This is a genomic window from Pseudomonas sp. SJZ079, from assembly GCF_007993865.1.
Lineage (GTDB): Bacteria > Pseudomonadota > Gammaproteobacteria > Pseudomonadales > Pseudomonadaceae > Aquipseudomonas.
In genome coordinates, this window is record NZ_VIUH01000027.1 from 14,510 (window position 1) to 32,890 (window position 18,381).

The following is an 18,381-nucleotide window of genomic DNA, read 5'->3' on the forward strand; positions in this document are numbered from 1 at the left end:
GTTGTCATGCAATAGTTGGCAACAGGACCACTCTGGAAAAGAAGCACACTCGACTGAACGCCCATCAGCATGTGTTCGATGCTGATGGGCATTGGCTACTCAGTCATTCGCCTCGCCGGCTTTGGCTTTCAGGTCTTTTTCGATTTTTTCGAGTTCCTTCTCAAATGCTTGATCGAGAAGGTTGGCTTTCTTGCGCCAAGGCTTGCGCTCGGGGTCCGGTTGAGCGGCGTAGGTGATGACTTCCCCGCCGTATACTTCCTTGTAACGTTGTGCCTGGCGCTCGAGTTCAGCGCGCAGTTCGTCTTTCGTCACGTGATTTCCCATGGTCATGAAACTTTTAATGGCGACAACGCAAGGCGGTCTGCCTTACTGCTACGGTCACCGATTAATCAGCGGTCTGAGCCGCTCATAGCCGTCATTGAAATATGTTTCTGCATGTCGTGCTATTGCGGTATTTTCTATTAAAAACAGTCGCTTATTGTTTTATAGCGTTTTTTGACGGTTTTTAATGGGGTTGTCATACAGCGCACGTTGGTAATTATGGCGAATGATCGCTAAATGTCTAGTGATGGTTAAGCCAGTAGTTAATCTGGCTGTGGGTGCGCGTCGTCTTTTCCGGTCAGCCTCCAAGGGCTGGAGGTCCGTACGATATGCGCTGGAGAACATGGGCTGGGCCTTGCGCGGTTTTAGTTAACGCAACTAACCGGGCGCAGCAATGTATCGTTTTGTATCTATGGATAGTGGAGTAACCCGGGCTTCTCGGTGGCTAGTCGATTGAGCATTGTGTGTAGATGGATAACGGTGACATACAGTCTTACTGGTGCGCGCTGTCTCGGTGCGTAATGCAGGTAATGGATGTGCAGCACGGCAGCCGATTTTTACTATGGTCACACGTGGATTAGATTCGCTGTTTTAAACTGTTGAGCCTGCAGCAGCGGGGCAGGTGCTGCATAACTCGCAGACATCCGTGCAACAAACGCTGTGGTGGGCCGGTCTATTACCCCAAGGCGGCCATCGTGGCCTTGAGTGATTCCCCCTGAACAGGAGAGCAGTCAGCATGCTACGTTTTTTGCTTATCGCGCTTGTGCTTTTCGTCGTCGCGTTGCTCGGCATGGTGGCCATGCAGCCCGCCGAGTTTCGCGTCGAACGCTCGGCCAGCATGGCCGCTCCGGTGGGCGAGGTGTTTGCTCAGGTCAATGACTTGCATAACTGGCAGCAGTGGTCGCCTTGGGCGAAGCGCGATCCGGCCATGCAGACGATCTTCGAGGGACCGAGTGCAGGTGTGGGTGCGATTAGCCGCTGGGTTGGCAACAACGAGGTCGGCCAAGGCAGCATGACCATTCTGGAGAGCCGTTCAGATGAGCTGATCCGCATCAAACTGGTGTTTCTGAAACCCTTCGAAGCCACCAATGACGTGGTGTTTCGCTTTGTCCCCGAGGGTGAAAATACCCGCGTGACCTGGAACATGACGGGCAGCAACAACTTCATCGGTAAGGTCGTGCATATGCTGATGGACATGGACAAGATGGTCGGTGGCGACTTCGAGCAGGGGCTGGCGCAACTGAAGGCGCAGGTAGAAGAGTCGAGTAGGCCTTGAGTGTGTCTTCGGCAGGTGCAATAGCGGCCATTTCAGGTTGGCGATAGTCCGATGCTTAGTTGGGTCCTACGCGCATAGGGCGGAAAAACGCTCGACCAACTGTTGAGCGCTGAAGTGTTCGACCAGGCTGTCGACGAAGGCGCGGGTCTTTGCGGGCAGCAGGTTGTGCCCGGAGAAATACACCGAGATATGCCCTGCATCGACGTACCAGTCCGGTAACACCCGGATAAGGCTGCCGGTGTCCAGGTAGGGCAAGCTGTGCGGCAAGCTGACCAGCGCGATACCCAGGCCCATTTCGGCGGCGCGGCAGGCGGCGTCCGGGTCGCTCATGGTTATGCGCACCGGCAGCTCGATTGCGGCCTCATCGTTGCTGCGGTTGCGAAGTGCCCAGGATCGAACCCGACCGGTTTGTGGTGAGCGAATCAGGATCCCGGCATGTCGCGCCAACTCAGCCGGTGTCGCAGGGCCGGGATGGTCCTCCAGGTAGGCGGGGGAGGCCACCAGAATGCGATGGGCTGGCGCTAGTTTGCGCGCTACCACGCCCGGCGAGAGTTCCATGGCACCGCTGATGGCCGCATCAAAACCCTGACCAATCAGGTCCACCGGGCCGTTGTCGAAGTGCCAGTCGGGTGAGATGGCCGGGTAGCGCCGCAAAAAATCCCCGAGCATCGGCAGCACGTAATCACGGCCGAAGGTCACCCCCATGCTGACCTTGAGCATGCCCGCCGGCTGCCCGGCTGAGCTGGCCAGGTTGGCCAGAGCGTTTTGAATGCTGGTCAGGCCGCCCCGCACATCTGCAAGAAAACGTTCGCCTGCCTCGGTCAGGGTCAGGCTGCGGGTGCTGCGCTGGAACAAGCGTACGCCCAGACTGGCTTCCAGCTTGGCCACCTGCTTGCCCACGGCAGCGGGCGTCAAGGCCAGACGCCGTGCGGCTTCGGCAAAGCTGCCAGCTTCGGCGCTACGGACAAAACACTCGAGACTGCTCAGGGTTTCCATGGCCGCGCTCTAAACGAATTGGATCGACTGAATATAGCGATTATCGGCTTATCGGTACGCAATCGCCGGCGGATACTCAGCTCACCCCAGGCAAATCGCCGGTCTTTTTGCGGAGCATCACCATGACTACTCTCACGTCCAACAGCAGCAACCTGAGCGGCAAAGTCGCTCTGATCCAGGGCGGCTCGCGCGGTATTGGCGCCGCCATCGCCCTGCGCCTGGCCCGCGAAGGTGCGGTCGTCGCCCTCACCTACGCCAGCTCGCCGGACAAGGCCGCAGAAGTGGGGCAAGCCATCGAAGCGGCAGGCGGTAGAGCCTTGGTCATTCGTGCCGACAGCGCGGATGCTGACGCCATACGCGCTGCTGTACGGCAGACCGTCGAGCACTTCGGTCGTATCGATGTGCTGGTGAATAACGCCGGTGTGCTGGCGATTGCGCCGATTGAGGAGTTCAGCTTGGACGATTTCGACCGCACCCTGGCGATCAACGTCCGCAGTGTGTTTGTCGCCAGCCAGGAAGCCGCTCGGCATATGGGGAACGGTGGGCGCATCATCACCATTGGCAGCACCAATGCCGAGCGCATGCCATTTGCCGGTGGCAGCGTGTATGCCATGAGCAAGTCGGCCATCGTCGGTCTGACCCGGGGTATGGCCCGCGATCTCGGTCCGCGCGGGATTACGGTGAACAACGTGCAGCCCGGTCCGGTGGACACCGACATGAACCCGGAGAACAGCGAGTTCGCCGACAGCCTCAAAGGCCTGATGGCTGTCGGGCGCTACGGTCGTGCCGAAGAGATCGCCGCGTTCGTTGCGTACCTGGCCGGCCCTGAAGCGGGTTACGTAACTGGCGCCAGTCTGACTATCGATGGGGGTTTTGCCGCCTGAGTCGATAACTGCGACAAGCCCCGAGCTGATGACTGCGGGGTTTCGGCGCTTGCCGCCGGGATTGCCGGTGTTAGACGTGGTGGGTTCAGTAGCGGTCAGACGGCACTGTTCGACCGGTTAAGCCGCCATGGTCACAGCTAGGACCTGCCTCTTATGCCGGTTCGTTTAGCTGGGTGTCGCCATCGGCCGGGCTCGGCTCGATGTGCAGCTGGAAGCGGTTTCCACCGTTCATTTTCGCGCAGTACATGGCGTCATCGGCATGCTTGAGCAGCTGTTCGCCTTCGACGCCATGCTCGGGATACAGCGCGATGCCGATGCTGGGCAGGATGCGCAAGCTGTGGCCCAGCAAGTCCAAGGGCTGATTGAGTGCGTGGCGGATTTTTTCGGCCACCGCAGTGACGTGCTCCGGCAACTGGATGTGTTCGAGCAGCACCACAAACTCGTCGCCGCCGACGCGGGCGACCGTATCGGTTTCGCGCACGGCCTGCTTGAGGCGCTGGGCAACCTCCTGCAGCAGCAGGTCGCCTGCGGCATGACCCAGGGTGTCGTTGATCAGTTTGAACTTATCCAGGTCGAGGTAGAGCAGGGACAGTCGTGCTTGTTCTCGGTGTACGCGTGCCAGCGCGGTCTGCAGGCGGTCATGCAGGAGTTCGCGATTGGGCAGGTGGGTCAGTTGGTCGTACTGCGCCATGTATTGCAGCCGGGCGTGCAGCTGTTTGCGTTCGATGGCGGCGGCGATCTGGGTGGAGACGAACTGCAGCAGTTCCTGATCTTTTTCGGTGTAGCGCACACCGCCCACATAACTCTTCACTGCCAGGGCGCCGATGGTGCCATTGGGCGAGTTGAGGGGTACGCCCAGCCAGCACAGCGAATCCTGGCCGACGACGGTCCGCAAATGCTCGGCATGCACGGACCGCGTCTCCGGTGTCAGCAGCAGTGCTTGCCCGCTGCGAATGACTTCCGCACTGAGAGTGTCCGTAGCCGGCGTGTGCGGCTCGGGCGCCTGGTCGTGCTCGTCGATATGGTAAGGGAAGCTCAGTTGGTCGTTCGCCGCATCGTACAGCGCCACGGAGAAATTAAGCGCCGGCAGCAATTCGCCGATGATCTGGTGAATTTGTTGGAACAGGGTAAACAGGTCTTCGGCGGCGTGGGCGGCTTCTGAGATGGCATAGAGCGCCGTCTGCATCGACTCGGCCTGCTTGCGCTCGGTAATGTCGCGCGCCACGGCAATCCGCAGTTGATCGGCCTCCGACCAGCGGGCGGACCACATAATGTGGACAATCTGCCCATCCTTGCGGATATAGCGATTTTCAAAATAAGGTTTGAGGTGCCCCGACATGACCTCCTTGGCCGCGTGCAGGGTCCTGGCGCGATCTTCGGGGACCACCATTTGGATCATCGCCTTGCCGATCATCTCATCCGGGGTGTAGCCGAAAATACGCTCACAGGCGGCGCTGACAAACACAAAGCGACCCTGAGCATCGACGACGCAGATGGCATCGAGCAGCAGGTCTATGAAACTGGTCAGGGGCGCGTAGGTTTTTGTGTCCATGGGGCAAGCATAGTGCCAGGAGAGGCCCGGTGAATACTTTCAATTGTGGCCGGCCTTGTCCGGGCCTGCGTCGAATTATTCGCGGATTAAGCCGCTCTTGCCGAATGCATGCAGGTCGTCGCGGATGCCGCCGTTGTCGTCGGTGAACAGGGCGCAGCAGGTCGATGGAGCAATCGGCAATACGTGGCAGATCGGCTTGGCGCCCTAAACCACAGGTTGTTCGCCGATGAGTGCCTTCATGCTTGAAACCGCTGAAGATCTCATTGGCCTGACGCACTTTACGCACTTCATGTCCCGGCGCCTTGAACCGTGCGCTCGCGGAACTCTGGAGAACACTTTGTTGCTCTCCAAGGCTCCAGCCTCTCAGGAGTTGTAGCCTCCGGGAAAGCCGGGGCGGCTCACGCAGGCTCAGCTCAACGGCTGTGTAGGTAGGATACGCCGTGGATTTGCGCGCCGGCCGATGGTGGCGCTATTGCACGGCGCTTAGCAGGGTATGCCGCAGCCAGGTGTTGGCCGGATCCGACTCGCGTTCTTTGTGCCAGAACAGGTGCAACTCCACGCTCGGCACGGTTATCGGCAGTGGATGAATCTGGTTGCCCAGGTAGGCATAGCTGGAAATCGCCAGGCTGCGGGGCATGGTTAACAGCAGGTCGCTGCTGGCCACCAAGCGACAGGCCGACTCGTAGTGTTGGCAGCGCGCGGCGATCTGCCGTTTGATGCCCTGTCGGGCCAGCTCGAAGTCTTCGACACTGTATCCCTTGCGCCGGGACGACACGGTGACGTGCTGCGCGGCAAAGTAGCTGTCGCTGTCGATGGCGGCGCTCGAACGGCTGACCACCACAAACTCTTCGCGAGTCAGGACGCAATGGAACAGTTCGTCATCGGCGGCCTGTGCCACATCAATGGCGCAATCGAGACGGCCAGAAGCCAGGTCTGCCTTGAGCGTTGAACGTTCGATGCGCGCACTGGTGACGCGGATGCTTGGCACCGCGCCCCGTAGCGCTTTGACCAGCGCCGGTAGCAGAGCGGGTTCTATCACGTCGGTCATCGCCAGGGTCACCGTGCTGATGTCGCGTGAGGGTTCAAAGCTATGGCTGTGGGCTACGGCTCGTTGCAGAAACCCCAAACCTTCCTGGACGTCCGGCCAGATCCGCGTGGCCAGCGGCGTGGGTACAACACCCTGAGCCTCGCGAATGAATAACGGGTCGTCGAGCTGTTGGCGCATACGAGCTAGCGCGTGGCTAACGGCCGACTGGCTGACGGACAGCTGCTCTGCGGCACGGGTGAGATTGCGTTCGCGATAAATCACGGCGAAGACCCGAAACAGGTTCAAGTCCAAGCGTGTTAAGGGCGATGAGTCATTATTTATGTTCATGTCTTCCAATGAGAAACCATCACTTCTCTCATTGTATGCCGAGCTCTAGCATGACGACATCAATCGAAGAGCCAGTCGATGCAATGGGCAAGCAAACCCCGTGGACGTGATCGGCGGACTCGCCAGCATAGACGCTGAACTGTCGAGGATCACTCCAGTTCGCCGCGGCCAGCGCGCTTCTGGCCAATGAGTACGGGCATTTTCGCGGCAGCCACGACCATCTACTGACTTGGCAATGAGTGTGTTCGACAACTGGAGAGCAAGACCATGCAGCAGCGCAAAACCGTTTTGATTACGGGTGCCAGTTCCGGTCTGGGTGCGGGAATGGCCCGTGAATTCGCCGCCCGCGGCTACAACCTGGGGTTATGTGCGAGACGCATTGAGCGTCTGCTGGAGCTGCAGGTCGAGCTGGTACAGGCATTCGGCGTGCGGGTTGAAGTGCGCGCTCTGGACGTCAACGATCACCCACAAGTATTTGCCGTGTTCGAGGCGTTCGCCAAGAGCTTCGGCAGCCTTGAGCGGATCATCGTCAACGCCGGAGTTGGCGAGGGACGAAGGATCGGAACCGGGCATTTCGAGATAAATCGGCGCACCCTTGAGACCAATTTCATCGCCGGTCTGGCGCAATGCGAAGCCGCGGTGGCGATTTTCCGTAGACAGAATGCCGGGCACCTGGTGGCGATCTCGTCGATGAGTGCCAAGCGTGGCTTGCCTGGGCATCTGACCGCTTACGCCGCTAGCAAGGCGGCGTTGGCGCATCTCGCCGAAGGTATCCGTGCCGACCTGCTGAACACGCCGATTCGCATTACCACGCTATTTCCCGGCTATATCCGTACCGAGCTAAATGCCGGCGCGAAAAAGCTACCCATCGAAGTCAGCGAGAGCGCCGGGGTCAAGTCCATGGTGCGGGCCATCGAGCGTGAACCGGACAATGCCTGCGTACCGGCCTGGCCCTGGTCATCGATGGGCATGTTGCTGCAAGTGTTGCCGCTGCGCTGGGTAGTCCATTTCGGCTGAGCCAATGTCGTCCAACGTGCCTTGGACACGAAGCAGAGCACGGCCGCGCTCGTCACCTCGCCAGAGTGTGTCATCAGACGCCCTCGCGACCGCGCTCGATAGTTTCACAGCCCCTGAGGATTCCCCTCGACTAGATACTAATGAGGACATGCAATGAACAAGACAAACTCAGGTCGAGTCGCTTTGGTAACTGGTGCGGCCAACGGCATTGGTCGCGCCACCGCGCTGGCCTTCGCCAAAAGTGGATACAGCGTAGTTGTATCCGACATCGACAACCAAGCAGGTCAAGAGACAGTGGCTTTGATCAAGGCGGCAGAGGGTGACGCATCCTTCATTCGCTGCGATGTGTCGCGTGATGCGGAAGTACGCTTATTGATTGACGGAACTGTTTCGGCCTACGGCAGACTCGATTGTGCATTCAACAATGCGGGGATTGAGATTGAACGGTGCAAATTGGCGGATGGCAACGAAGGCGTTTTCGATGCCATTATGAATGTGAACGTGAAGGGGGTGTGGCTGTGTATGAAATATCAAATAGCCGCGATGCTGGCGCAGGGCGGCGGGGCAATTGTTAATACCGCCTCGGTCGCGGGTTTGATCGCTGCGCCCAAGCAGGGTATTTATTCAGCCTCCAAACATGCAGTCATCGGTTTAACCAAGACCGCAGCAGTTGAATACGCGCGAAAGAATATTCGGGTGAATGCAGTTTGCCCTGCAGTTATTGATACTGAAATGTTCCGTCGTGCCAGCACGGATAACCCCGAACATGTGGCCTTGGCCGTAGCCGCTCATCCGCTCGGGCGGATAGGAACCGTTGCAGAAATTGCCGCAGCAGTTCTTTACTTGTGCAGCGATTCGGCGGGTTTTACGACTGGCGTCGCCATGCCGGTCGATGGCGGCCTCACGGCTTAATCAGCAATGAATAACGATATGCTCAGGTGTGATTCTGCAAGTGCTTCCAATGGCTGTTGCTGGTCGCTCACCATCGCTCGACCTTTGATACGCCGATAGCTGGAGCTCTCTTCTGCAGCCATTATCGGGCATCGCCTGCCTAAAATTTACTGAGCGTCTATTTCCTGTCGGGTGTACAGCTTAGTCAGCGCCTGCGTGCCAGCTGATTGAGGGCATGTATTTGTTCGAAGAACAATAATTAATGACATAAAAATCGGTTGAGCGGTTTTGGGATCGCTTCAATATTCAAGTAATTAAAGAGGGTGGCCATGAACACGTACAAGAGCTTTACTCGTGAAGACCATGAGGGCGTTGCGGTGGTGCGATTTAATCACCCGCCGATCAATCTGGTCGACCGTACTATGGTGATCGACCTGCTGAATTTGGCTAAAACACTTGAGGCTGACAGCCAGACCAAAGTCGTTATCTTTCGCAGCGACAATCCGGAGTTCTTCCTTGCGCACTATGATATGGGCAGTCAACTTGAGGCCCCGCCCACCGCCTTGCCGCCCGGCCTGGCGAGTCCGCTCAGTGGGCTCTTCAGTCGTTTTAGTCGTCTGCCGCAGGTAACCATTGGCGAGTTGAGAGGACGCGCTCGAGGCGCCGGAAGCGAGTTTCTTCTAGCGCTCGACATGCGTTTTGCCGCTCGCGAAACCGCAGTGCTTGGCCAGCCGGAAATTGGAGTAGGACTGTTACCGGGCGCAGGCGGAACTGTGCGCTTGACCCAACTGCTGGGTCGAGGCCGGGCATTGGAAGTCTGCCTAGGCGGCGAGGATTTTGATGCCGATACCGCGGCGCTGTATGGCTGGGTCAATCGAGCACTGCCGGGCGAGCAGCTCGGCGGCTTTTGCGATGCGCTGGCCCGTCGTATTGCGGGGTTTCCGGCCAGCGGCATCAGCAATGTCAAAGCGCTGGTAGAGCGTGTCAGCAGACCCGATGAGGATGCACTGGTGGATGAGTCACAGCGTTTCATCGCCGACATGCAGGGGCAAGAAACCGTCGACCGGGTGAGATGGATGCTCTCGCAGGGCGGCCAAACCCAAGGCGCCATGGAGCTTGAGCTTGGTGAGCTAATAGGTCGCTATCCCCTGCCTATAGAGGCATAGCGACCGTTCACCCTGAGCAATGGTTGTAGTGGTCTGCTGACCCCTGACACCGGGGGTCGGCGAGATGATTCTCAGACCACGAATAAAGCGCTGTCGCGCTACTCGGCAGTTGCGGCTTCGGCTAGGTCGCTCAGGGCTTTACCCATGTCCTCGATCACTGGGCACTGAGCCGGTGCATGACGCTGGCCATGGCGACGCCAGGATGAGATCGCGCGAGTTGCCGACTCTTGGGCAAAGGTAAATCAGCGCCGCGATACCGCCACGCGAATCATCGACCCGACCAAGACTGCTGCCAGCGAACCGGCCCAACACCCTTTGCAGATGGCGTATTGCGCAGGGGTGAGTTCCGTAATGTTGCTGACGCTTAGCGCCAATAGGGTCGGCGGAACAAAGACCACCATGCCCACCAGGCCGAATATGACGGCAATGCCGAGCGGCGAATGCGGGAATCGTTGCAGTTGGCGGTGCAGCCAGCGATCGTTATCCCAAGTGGCAGAAATGTTTCCCAGTCGCGCCTTGCGGCGAAAGATCGGCACAACGATCAAGGCGACGATGAACAGCATAATGAATGCAGTGGCCATTAAATCAGCGCCAAAGCCTTCGCTGCCCCACAGCAAAAGCGCCGGTTTGCTCTTGAACAAATACCACGCCAAGCCGCCGTTGATTACGGCGTTCACTAAGCCACTGATGATTCTTTCGATGCGTATTACGTGCGCAATATCACTGCTCATTGTTATTCCTTCCAAATTTCAGTTTTTTCTGGCGTTGGCGGCATCGTGCTGCGCGCGCAATTCGCGTTTGAGAATTTTTCCGGTGGCAGTCATCGGCAGGGCATCGACAATTTCAACAATACGCGGGTATTTGTAACCCGCAATGCGCTCCTTACACCATTCGATGATTGCCTCGGGGGTCGTCATTTGCCCCGATTTCAAGATCAGGAGCGCCTTTATTTCTTCACCATGGATTTCATGAGGAATACCAATTACCGCGACCTGTGCCACCGTCGGATGTGCACTTAGCACTTCTTCCAATTCGCGCGGGTACACGTTGAAGCCGCCTCGAATTATCATGTCCTTGACGCGATCAACAATGTAGATATTGCCATCGGCATCCAGTTTTCCGATGTCGCCCGTGTAGAACCAGCCGTTGCGAATCGCATCAGCTGTAGCCTCGGGACGCTTGTAATAGCCCTTCATGACGTTGTGACCACGAATCGTAATCTCTCCGCGCTCACCATTAGCGACTTCCGCGCCGGACTCATCCACCAGTCGCACTTCGCAGCCCAGTGAAGCCTTGCCAACACTGCCAGCAATGCGTGCGCCGTTCGGATCGGTAAAGGTCGCAGACGGGCTGGTTTCTGATAAGCCATAGCCTTCCAGAATTATGATGCCAAACTTGGCTTCAAAATTTTTCATTACCTCCACTGGCATCGCGGCGCCCCCGGATATGCCGAGACGGAGATGAGTGGCGATCACTGCCAGGTCATATTTTTCCGCAGCGCCCGGCAAATTCAGCAGTGCAATGAACATGGTCGGTACGCCGGCGAATAGCGTGACGTTATGTTCCAGCATTGCCTTGAATGCCGCATCGGGGTCGAAGCGAGCCAGCAGAACCATGCTGGCTCCAACCTGTATCGTCGAATTCATCTGCAGCACTTGACCCAATGAATGGAACAGCGGGAGCGCAATCAATTGCACATCGGTACTGTCGATCTTGGCCAGTTGATTGGCGACCGTCATATTCATCGCAATGTTGGACTGACTGAGTTCCGCACCCTTTGGTTTGCCAGTGGTACCCGAGGTATAGAGAATGACGGCAGTATCGGTTTCGGCGGTCAGTTCATAATCGCCCATCGGCGATTGGCCAGCCATCAGGCTAGCCAGAGTGGTGGCTTCTTCCAGGACCGATGGCTTGGTCGGATCTGCCGTGATGACAAAAAAATTGGCGCAGGTTCCTGCTTCCTTGAAGCCCCTGAGACCTTCACTGCCGAGCGGTAGATCGGGGCCGCCCTCGAAGCAGAAGAAGGCCTTGGCTTCTGAATCCTTCAGGTGGTACGCAATTTCCGATCCCTTGAGCAGGATATTGATCGGTACCACCACTGCGCCGAGCTTGAGGATCGCGTAGTAGATCATCGGAAAATACGGCAGGTTAGGGCAGGCCAACACCACCTTGTCACCCTTGACTACACCCTTGGTGCGCAGGCCATTGGCAATCTGATTGACCGCCGCGTTCAATTGCCCATAAGTGATCGTCTGGTCCATGAAATGGATCGCGATTTTGTTAGGGAAATAGCAAGCTGTGCGTTGGAGATTGGCGGCGATATTCAGCATCATGAAACCCTTTATTGAAACGTTTGATAGTGAAAGTATCAGTGCGTCTAAACGAAAAACTTATCCAGCACCTTAATCACGAACATCGCCCGTAGACCTGCACGTTATTCACCGAACAGCGTTGCGGCGGCGCTACGAAGTTCATCACGCCAGTTGAATTGTCATGCGCACCGATCTTCGGTTCGAGGGAACCGCGTTGTGCGCGCCGAGACGTCCGGCGGCCTAGAAAAAGTGAAATGTCTGCGCTGCCAGCAGGTGCGCCGCCGATGTGCGCCAATGGCAAATGCACGATGTTTGCAGTCAGATCGTATTCGCCGCTGGATATAAATCTGTTGGTCCAGGAAGTGCGTAAGCTGGCATCGGCTCGGCAGGGGGATTAGCGTGTCATCGGTGGTCGGTCTTCAGGGCGGGAAGCCTGGTGCGGCGAATCATTCCGCCAATGTTTTCTCGACCAAGTTCACATATTGTTGTTTGGCTTCGTCTGAGCTCATGCCTTCTAGTTGCTCCCACGCGGCGTACTTCGCGATGTCGACAACCTCGTCGGGCTCGGGGCGCTCGCCCTCAATATCACCGATAGTGGCCTGCTTATAGAGTGCATAGGACCGCAGCAGGACCGCCGCCTCTGGCTTGAAGCCGATGTCACGGTTGGCGATTTCTGTCGCGCGTTTGAAGCGTTGATCCAGTTCATTCATGGCAAATACTCATTAAAAGAAAGACACCGTCACGCTTTATGGCAGACAGCGGCGATGCAAGGTCAGGTGGATTTCTTCGCCGCGGGTTTGGGCAATACTTTGACCAGCACAGGCTTACTGCGCTTGATCGGCGCACGAGGTGACTTGGTTTTTTCGCCAGTGGGTGCTGATGACACGCCGTTGTGGAGAGCATCGTTGCCCGCCTCATTCGCCTCATTCGCCTCCTTTGTCAGCTTGCGATGATGCCGCGCGATGGCTTTCTTCAAGTCCTCATAAGCGGCCAACATATCCTCGGCAAAATCTTCCATGTTGGGCAACGCGCGGCGGCACGCCACCACACCAAAATGCAGTCCGCCGTTGTAGCTTTGCACCGTGATATTCAGCGCCACGCCGTGCATGACGATGCTTACCGGGGCAAAGGTGCGAAGGCGCGCGCCAGCAAAATACAGCGGCATATTGGGTCCCGGCACATTCGAGATGGCGACGTTGGCAAGCGCGGGGGCTTTTTCCGCCAAGCGCGCGCGGGTGACGAAGTTGACCATCATCGGCAACAGCCACGGCAAGCCGACCGATGGAAAATCAGTCAGCGCGAAACCTTTGAACACCGCGTTGTCTTGTTTGAACGCCTGCGAGGACTCCTGAATCGCGCGCAGCCGTCGCATCGGGTCGGCGATGTCGGTACGCAGGCGCATGTAACCCATTGACGACTGATTGGAAATGTCAGTGTTGCCTTGCGCGCGCATCGAGTAGGGCACCGCACCGATCATCGACTTGGCCGGCAAAGCGTTGGCATCACTGAGATAGCTACGCAGCGCGCCGGAACAAATCGCCATTACCATGTCATTGATGGTCGCGTCGACGGATTTGCCTAGCTCTTTCAGCTCGGCCAAATCCAGCGAGAAACTGGTCACCGAGCGCTGATTGGTAATGCTGCCGTTGAACACCGTGGTCGGTGCGAAGCGTTGGCGCTCACGTGGTGGCGGGGTGCTTTGTTCCGCTGCTTCGACGCCGACAGCTTTGCTGCTTTTGAGTAAAGCTTTCCACGAAATACTGTTTATTACTTTGTCGCTGCCCATTGCCAACAATTGGCCGAACACCGTCGCGACTTTCTTGACTTGGCCCGCCGTATTGCCAAGGCCAGCGCTCATCATCTCGGCGGCGCCAAGTTGATCATTGCTACGATACAGCCGCGTGCGCGGTGGTCGCACCGCACGCGGTTCCGGTGTGATGTCCAAAATCATATTGGCCACCGCCACGCCGCCCTGGCCATCCATCGCGGCGTGGTGAATCTTGTTGAAAACCGCTACCTCGCCATTTTCCAGCCCTTCGATGACGTAGATCTCCCACAACGGACGACTGCGGTCGAGCAGCGATGATTGCAGCCGCGCAACCAGCGCGTGTAGCTGTTCGCGCGTACCCGGTTTGGATAGCACCATCCGCCGCACGTGGTAATCCAAATCAAGATTTTCGTCTTCAACCCAAACCGGCGTGGTGAGGTCGAACGGCATCTGCACCAGCTTGCTAGTGAATAGGCTGGCCAGATGCAGGCGCGCTTGCAGCAGGGCTTTCACGTCCTCGAAATAGTCACCTTGATAGCCCTCGGGCAGCGTGCAGCACATCAAGGAACTCACGTGCATCGGCATCTCGGGCGTTTCCACATAGAGAAACATCGCGTCCATCGCCGTTAAATGTTTTAAGCCACGCGCCATGTCAACGCCTCTCGATTGCTTAGGTGGGATTAGTCGAATACGTGCACTTGCGCAGCCGGCTGGCGAATCTCCACACTCCAGAAATGGCGCATTAGTCCACGTTCGAACGACGATAGGGTTGCCACGCACCCTCGGGCTGCGCGAGGCGGTCGGCGAGAATGCGCAGCACCATAGGGTTCATGCCCATGCCGACATGGCTGGCATGCACCTCGATATTTTCGGTATGCGGGTTGTCGTTCTGGATGCAGCAGGGCCAAGCCACTATGCCGTCGCTGCGACTGTAAATCGAAGTCGTCGGCATCGACGGCGCCTGATTCAGGTTGGGGAACTCGCTAGCCGCTTCGCCTTTAGGCGGGTTATAGCGTCGGTAGATGCCGCGCGCATTGCTGGCGCTTTCAGGCCCGGCAAATGGGCTGCCTAGCGACACCACCATGCGTACGTCATCGGGGCGCATTTTCGCCAGCTCGCGGGCGAACAGACCGCCCAGACTCCAACCTACCAGGCTAACTTTGCGTCCATGCTGCGCGCGCAACTCATCGATGCGTTTCAGGCAGGCGCCCATCACGCCGGGCTGCGGCCCAAGGTTGCGACCCATTTCCCAGCAGTGCACCGAGTAGCCCTGTGCTTTCAAAAAACGCCGCAGCAGATACGTCGAGCGGTCACTGGCGACAAGGCCCGGAAAGACCAATACCGGATGTCCATCGCCGCGCGCTCTGGCCGTCAGCAGCGGCCACAACGCCAGCGTGGAAAATATTTCCAGCGGTACACGCAACTCCATCGCCAGCAAGCGCAGACCGGGGGCTCGAATAGTTTCGCTGGCTTGCTTCTCTGTCATGGGTTGTTCTTCTTTATTAATTGTTGGATTGAGCGTCGTTGTGCCGACATTGGCTGCGAGCGATATAGAGGTATGCAAAAAGCCTACAAGCCAAAGCGACTTGCCCCTAGGCTAGGAACGGCCATACAGTTGACAATTACGGCCAAATTATCGGTTTCATCAGCAAAATGGACCCACTGCAACCGACTTACCCGATGCCCGCATTGCTAGCGTTTTGCATTCAGCAAGTGCTTCAGCGCGGCTACGATCTGGCTGAGGTGTTGCGCGGCAGCGGGCTGGATGGCCGGGCCTATTTGCAGGCAGAGACCCTGCTCAACGGCAAAGCCGAACTCGCCGTCTACGCCAATATTCAACGGCTGGTCGGTAGCAACAATATGGATGAACTCGGGCTGGCCATCGCTGGGGAAGTCAACCTCAATAGCCTCGGCATGCTCGGTGGATTGGTGGCCAATGCCGTCGATTTGAATCATGCGGGCTATTTGTTGCGGCGTTTTCAAGCATTGTCCAATCGCTGGTTCACGCCTGAGCTTATCGGCTCGCTGGAACCGGGCAGGGCCGTGGTGCGCTATCGGCAGACGGTCAATCTGGAGCGGCATTATGCTTTTCTGATCAATCTGTCGATGCGTGGCACTCAGCGGTTGCTCGGCGAAATATTCGGCGGCGCGGCAAAGGGTTTCGTTACCAAAGTCGCTTTCGCTTATCCGCCACCCGAACAAGCGGAACGGCATTTAACCGAATTCAATTGCCCGGTCAGTTTCGGCCACGATTTCACCTACATCACCTTTGATCATGAAATCGGGAGGGCGATCAACCCGAAACGCAGCGAGTTCACCTACAACATTTTCCTGCAACATTGCTGTGAGTCCGCTACGCGATTTGCTGCAACATCCTGTCAGCAGCGAGTGCTCAATACCTTGTCGTGTATGGATGCGTATCCAGGTGCAGCAGCAATGGCGGAGTCGTTGAATTGTTCCGAGCGTAGCTTGCGTCGGCATCTGAATGACGAGGGCGTGCAGTATTCAGAGTTGATCGACAAGATTAGGTTTGACCGTGCCGTCTACCTGTTGACTCATTCCGACGACTCCGTAAAAGCCATCGGCTACCAGTTGTCTTACAGCGAACCGGCCGCATTTATTCGTGCGTTTGCGCGTTGGTCGGGAACCAGCCCGACCGAGTTCCGCAAAACCCTGGCGCTCGCTCGCTTATAGCGGGCATCGTCAACCGACGCCCAGCGCTCGATGGGTAGCCTCATCCTCAGCAGCACATCGCAATGGCGAGCGAAAGCAATGGCAACTCCTGCATGAGCTTCGCGCTTACCGGTTAGCTGCTGCATCGCCAGGCGCGAATTGCCGGCGCTCCGTGAGCGTTCTTCGCTGCGCCAATTCGAAGTGAGAAAGCCCACCGCAAGGGCGGGCCGCAGGTGCAGTTACACAGATGGAGAAAACGATGCGGGGGAATGTTGCCGGGAGCTGGACAGCCCCAGGGTCTGTTGCCGTTTCATTCGCGGCCGCGCCGTAGCTTGTTTTTGCGCGAGGCAAGGCACAAGGAGCGCGGTTTGGTTGTTCCAAATGAGCGACGAGAAACGCCGCATCGCGCAAAAACAGGCCCGGCCCTTCGGGTTGCGCGGGAAATGGCCCCCGCTGTTGTTGCAGGACTTGGCAAGGGAATGACCATTACCTGCGTCCTGCGCCTAAACGGGGGCCATTTCTCGCGGCAACGCGGCTCGCAATGAAACGGCAACAGACCCTAGGGATCAATTCGACGAGCAGGGCGGATGCTTGAGTTGCGCCGGCACAGTGCCGCCATGGCGCCTATGCCGGTGCAGTTGAACTGGTGGGCGGTGGCGCTGCGCGAAGCGCGCGAGCGGGTAGCCTTTGAGTTGGCGCGGGGGAGTAGGGCGTCATCCGCTCGCTTTTGTAGATCCTATGTTTATTTGCAAGGCCGCGACTACAGGGAGCGCGTAACCAGATAGCCGGATAAGCGCAGCGTAATCCGGGACACCCTAATCCCGTATTACGCCAAGGCTTATCCGGGCTACGTGGACCGCGTCTGCCGTAGCCTAGGTTCGTTTAGCCGCGGTAATAGCGCTGCGGTACGAACGGGGTCTTCGCGACTTTCATCGCCACACGCTTGCCGCGCACCACTGCCCAGACCGGGCTGTCCACGGCGACATGGCTGCTCTGCACATAGCCCATCGCCACGGGGGCGCCGAGGGTCGGGCCGAAGCCGCCGCTGCTGACGATGCCGATCACGTTGCCGTCGGCGTCGACGATTTCCGCGCCTTCACGCACCGGTACGCGCTCCTGCGGCAGCAGGCCGACGCGCTTGCTGCTCACGCCATTCTGTTGCTGTGCGAAGATCTGCTCGGCGCCGGGGAAGCCGCCGGCCCGTGCGCCGTCGGCGCGGCGTGGCTTGGACATGGCCCACAGCAGGCTGGCTTCGATCGGCGTGGTAGCGGTGCTCATGTCGTGGCCGTACAGGCACAGCCCGGCCTCCAGACGCAGTGAGTCGCGCGCGCCGAGGCCGATGGCCGCCACTTCCGGCTCGGCCAACAAGGCGCGGGCCAGGGCTTCGGCCTGTTCATTGGGTACGGAAATCTCGTATCCGTCTTCGCCGGTGTAGCCGGAGCGGCTGACGAAGCAGTCGGCCCCGAGCAGGCGCACGCTGGCGAACTGCATGAAGGTCATCTCGGCCACTTGCGGCGCCAGGCGGGCCAGCACATCCACCGCCTTCGGCCCTTGCAGGGCGAGCAGGGCGCGCGATTCGAACAGGCTGTCGATCTCGCACTGCGCACCGATGTGCTTGCGCAGGTGGGCCAGGTCCTGCTCCTTGCAGGCGGCGTTGACCACCAGGAACAGCGTGTCGTTGCCCAGATTGGCGACCATCAGGTCGTCGAGGATGCCGCCGTTGTCATCGGTGAACATGGCGTAGCGCTGCATGCCCACCGGCAGGTCGATGATGTCCACCGGCACCAGGCTTTCCAGGGCCTTGGCGGCATCGGCGCCACGCAGGGTCAGCTGGCCCATGTGCGAGACGTCGAACAGGCCGGCCTGGTCGCGGCAGTGCAGGTGTTCTTTCATCACGCCGAGCGGGTACTGCACCGGCATGTCGTAGCCGGCGAAGGGCACCATGCGTGCGCCGAGTTCCAGGTGCAGGGCGTGTAACGGGGTTTTCGCCAGGGTTTCGCTGGTCATGCTGTCGCTCCAGGTTCTAATGTGCCGCGAGATGCGCGAAGGGTTAGGGCTGTTGTAGGAGCGAGCTTGCTCGCGATCCGCTGCGAAGAGCATCGCGAGCAAGCTCGCTCCCACCGGGTTGTGTGTGTCGTACCGAGTCGGGG

16 protein-coding genes are annotated in these 18,381 nt (G+C 58.4%); 6 read left to right on the plus strand and 10 right to left on the minus strand.

Features of this window, described 5'->3' with window-relative positions:
* Positions 1–99: 99 nt before the first annotated feature.
* Positions 100–312 carry a hypothetical protein gene (locus FBY03_RS19335; RefSeq protein ID WP_147173983.1) on the minus strand — a complete coding sequence of 71 codons (213 nt, stop codon included), beginning with the start codon at positions 310–312 and terminating at the stop codon, positions 100–102.
* Positions 313–1,057: 745 nt separating this feature from the next.
* On the opposite strand from FBY03_RS19335, the gene FBY03_RS19340 reads away from it, so the two are divergent.
* On the plus strand, positions 1,058–1,597 hold the full coding sequence (locus FBY03_RS19340; RefSeq protein WP_147173984.1) for an SRPBCC family protein: 540 nt from the start codon (positions 1,058–1,060) through the stop codon (positions 1,595–1,597).
* 66 nt (positions 1,598–1,663) lie between these two features.
* Here FBY03_RS19340 and FBY03_RS19345 read toward each other — a convergent pair whose 3' ends face one another.
* On the minus strand, positions 1,664–2,593 hold the full coding sequence (locus FBY03_RS19345) for a LysR family transcriptional regulator (RefSeq protein ID WP_147173985.1): 930 nt from the start codon (positions 2,591–2,593) through the stop codon (positions 1,664–1,666).
* 122 nt (positions 2,594–2,715) lie between these two features.
* Here FBY03_RS19345 and FBY03_RS19350 point away from each other — a divergent pair, with 122 nt between their 5' ends.
* On the plus strand, positions 2,716–3,477 hold the full coding sequence (locus FBY03_RS19350; protein WP_147173986.1) for a 3-oxoacyl-ACP reductase family protein: 762 nt from the start codon (positions 2,716–2,718) through the stop codon (positions 3,475–3,477).
* A 151-nt stretch (positions 3,478–3,628) separates the two neighbouring features.
* Here FBY03_RS19350 and FBY03_RS19355 read toward each other — a convergent pair whose 3' ends face one another.
* Both FBY03_RS19355 and FBY03_RS19360 read right to left on the minus strand, forming a co-directional pair.
* The gene (locus FBY03_RS19355; protein WP_147173987.1) at positions 3,629–5,029 is read right to left on the minus strand and encodes a GGDEF domain-containing protein; all 1,401 of its coding nucleotides are present in this window, start codon (positions 5,027–5,029) and stop codon (positions 3,629–3,631) included.
* A 469-nt stretch (positions 5,030–5,498) separates the two neighbouring features.
* On the minus strand, positions 5,499–6,404 hold the full coding sequence (locus FBY03_RS19360) for a LysR family transcriptional regulator (RefSeq protein WP_147173988.1): 906 nt from the start codon (positions 6,402–6,404) through the stop codon (positions 5,499–5,501).
* A 267-nt stretch (positions 6,405–6,671) separates the two neighbouring features.
* On the opposite strand from FBY03_RS19360, the gene FBY03_RS19365 reads away from it, so the two are divergent.
* From FBY03_RS19365 to FBY03_RS19375, 3 genes are all read left to right on the plus strand, one after another.
* Complete coding sequence (locus FBY03_RS19365) at positions 6,672–7,421, plus strand: SDR family oxidoreductase (RefSeq protein ID WP_147173989.1); 750 nt, start codon at positions 6,672–6,674, stop codon at positions 7,419–7,421.
* A gap of 153 nt (positions 7,422–7,574) precedes the next feature.
* On the plus strand, positions 7,575–8,333 hold the full coding sequence (locus tag FBY03_RS19370; protein WP_147173990.1) for an SDR family oxidoreductase: 759 nt from the start codon (positions 7,575–7,577) through the stop codon (positions 8,331–8,333).
* Positions 8,334–8,641: 308 nt separating this feature from the next.
* Positions 8,642–9,478 carry an enoyl-CoA hydratase/isomerase family protein gene (locus FBY03_RS19375; RefSeq protein WP_147173991.1) on the plus strand — a complete coding sequence of 279 codons (837 nt, stop codon included), beginning with the start codon at positions 8,642–8,644 and terminating at the stop codon, positions 9,476–9,478.
* Between the two features lie 242 nt (positions 9,479–9,720).
* Here the strand turns inward: FBY03_RS19375 and FBY03_RS19380 are convergent, their stop codons facing one another.
* The 5 genes from FBY03_RS19380 to FBY03_RS19400 all read right to left on the minus strand — a co-directional run bounded on the left by FBY03_RS19380 (position 9,721) and on the right by FBY03_RS19400 (position 15,044).
* The gene (locus FBY03_RS19380) at positions 9,721–10,209 is read right to left on the minus strand and encodes a hypothetical protein (protein ID WP_147173992.1); all 489 of its coding nucleotides are present in this window, start codon (positions 10,207–10,209) and stop codon (positions 9,721–9,723) included.
* 18 nt (positions 10,210–10,227) lie between these two features.
* Positions 10,228–11,811 (minus strand): long-chain fatty acid--CoA ligase, encoded by a 1,584-nt coding sequence (locus tag FBY03_RS19385; protein ID WP_218570805.1) that lies wholly within the window; start codon positions 11,809–11,811, stop codon positions 10,228–10,230.
* 425 nt (positions 11,812–12,236) lie between these two features.
* Positions 12,237–12,500, minus strand: a complete 264-nt coding sequence (locus FBY03_RS19390; RefSeq protein WP_147173993.1) for an acyl-CoA-binding protein — start codon at positions 12,498–12,500, stop codon at positions 12,237–12,239.
* Positions 12,501–12,562: 62 nt separating this feature from the next.
* Entirely contained in the window at positions 12,563–14,209 is a 1,647-nt protein-coding gene (locus tag FBY03_RS19395) for a wax ester/triacylglycerol synthase family O-acyltransferase (protein ID WP_147173994.1), read from the minus strand.
* A gap of 91 nt (positions 14,210–14,300) precedes the next feature.
* Positions 14,301–15,044, minus strand: a complete 744-nt coding sequence (locus FBY03_RS19400) for a triacylglycerol lipase (protein ID WP_147173995.1) — start codon at positions 15,042–15,044, stop codon at positions 14,301–14,303.
* A 194-nt stretch (positions 15,045–15,238) separates the two neighbouring features.
* Here FBY03_RS19400 and FBY03_RS19405 point away from each other — a divergent pair, with 194 nt between their 5' ends.
* Positions 15,239–16,252, plus strand: coding sequence for an AraC family transcriptional regulator (locus FBY03_RS19405; protein ID WP_178090716.1), 1,014 nt, complete (start codon positions 15,239–15,241; stop codon positions 16,250–16,252).
* Positions 16,253–17,113: 861 nt separating this feature from the next.
* Here FBY03_RS19405 and gcvT read toward each other — a convergent pair.
* Positions 17,114–18,238: a glycine cleavage system aminomethyltransferase GcvT gene (gcvT, locus tag FBY03_RS19410; RefSeq protein ID WP_147173997.1), complete on the minus strand. Its 1,125-nt coding sequence runs from the start codon at positions 18,236–18,238 to the stop codon at positions 17,114–17,116.
* Positions 18,239–18,381 lie beyond the last annotated feature (143 nt).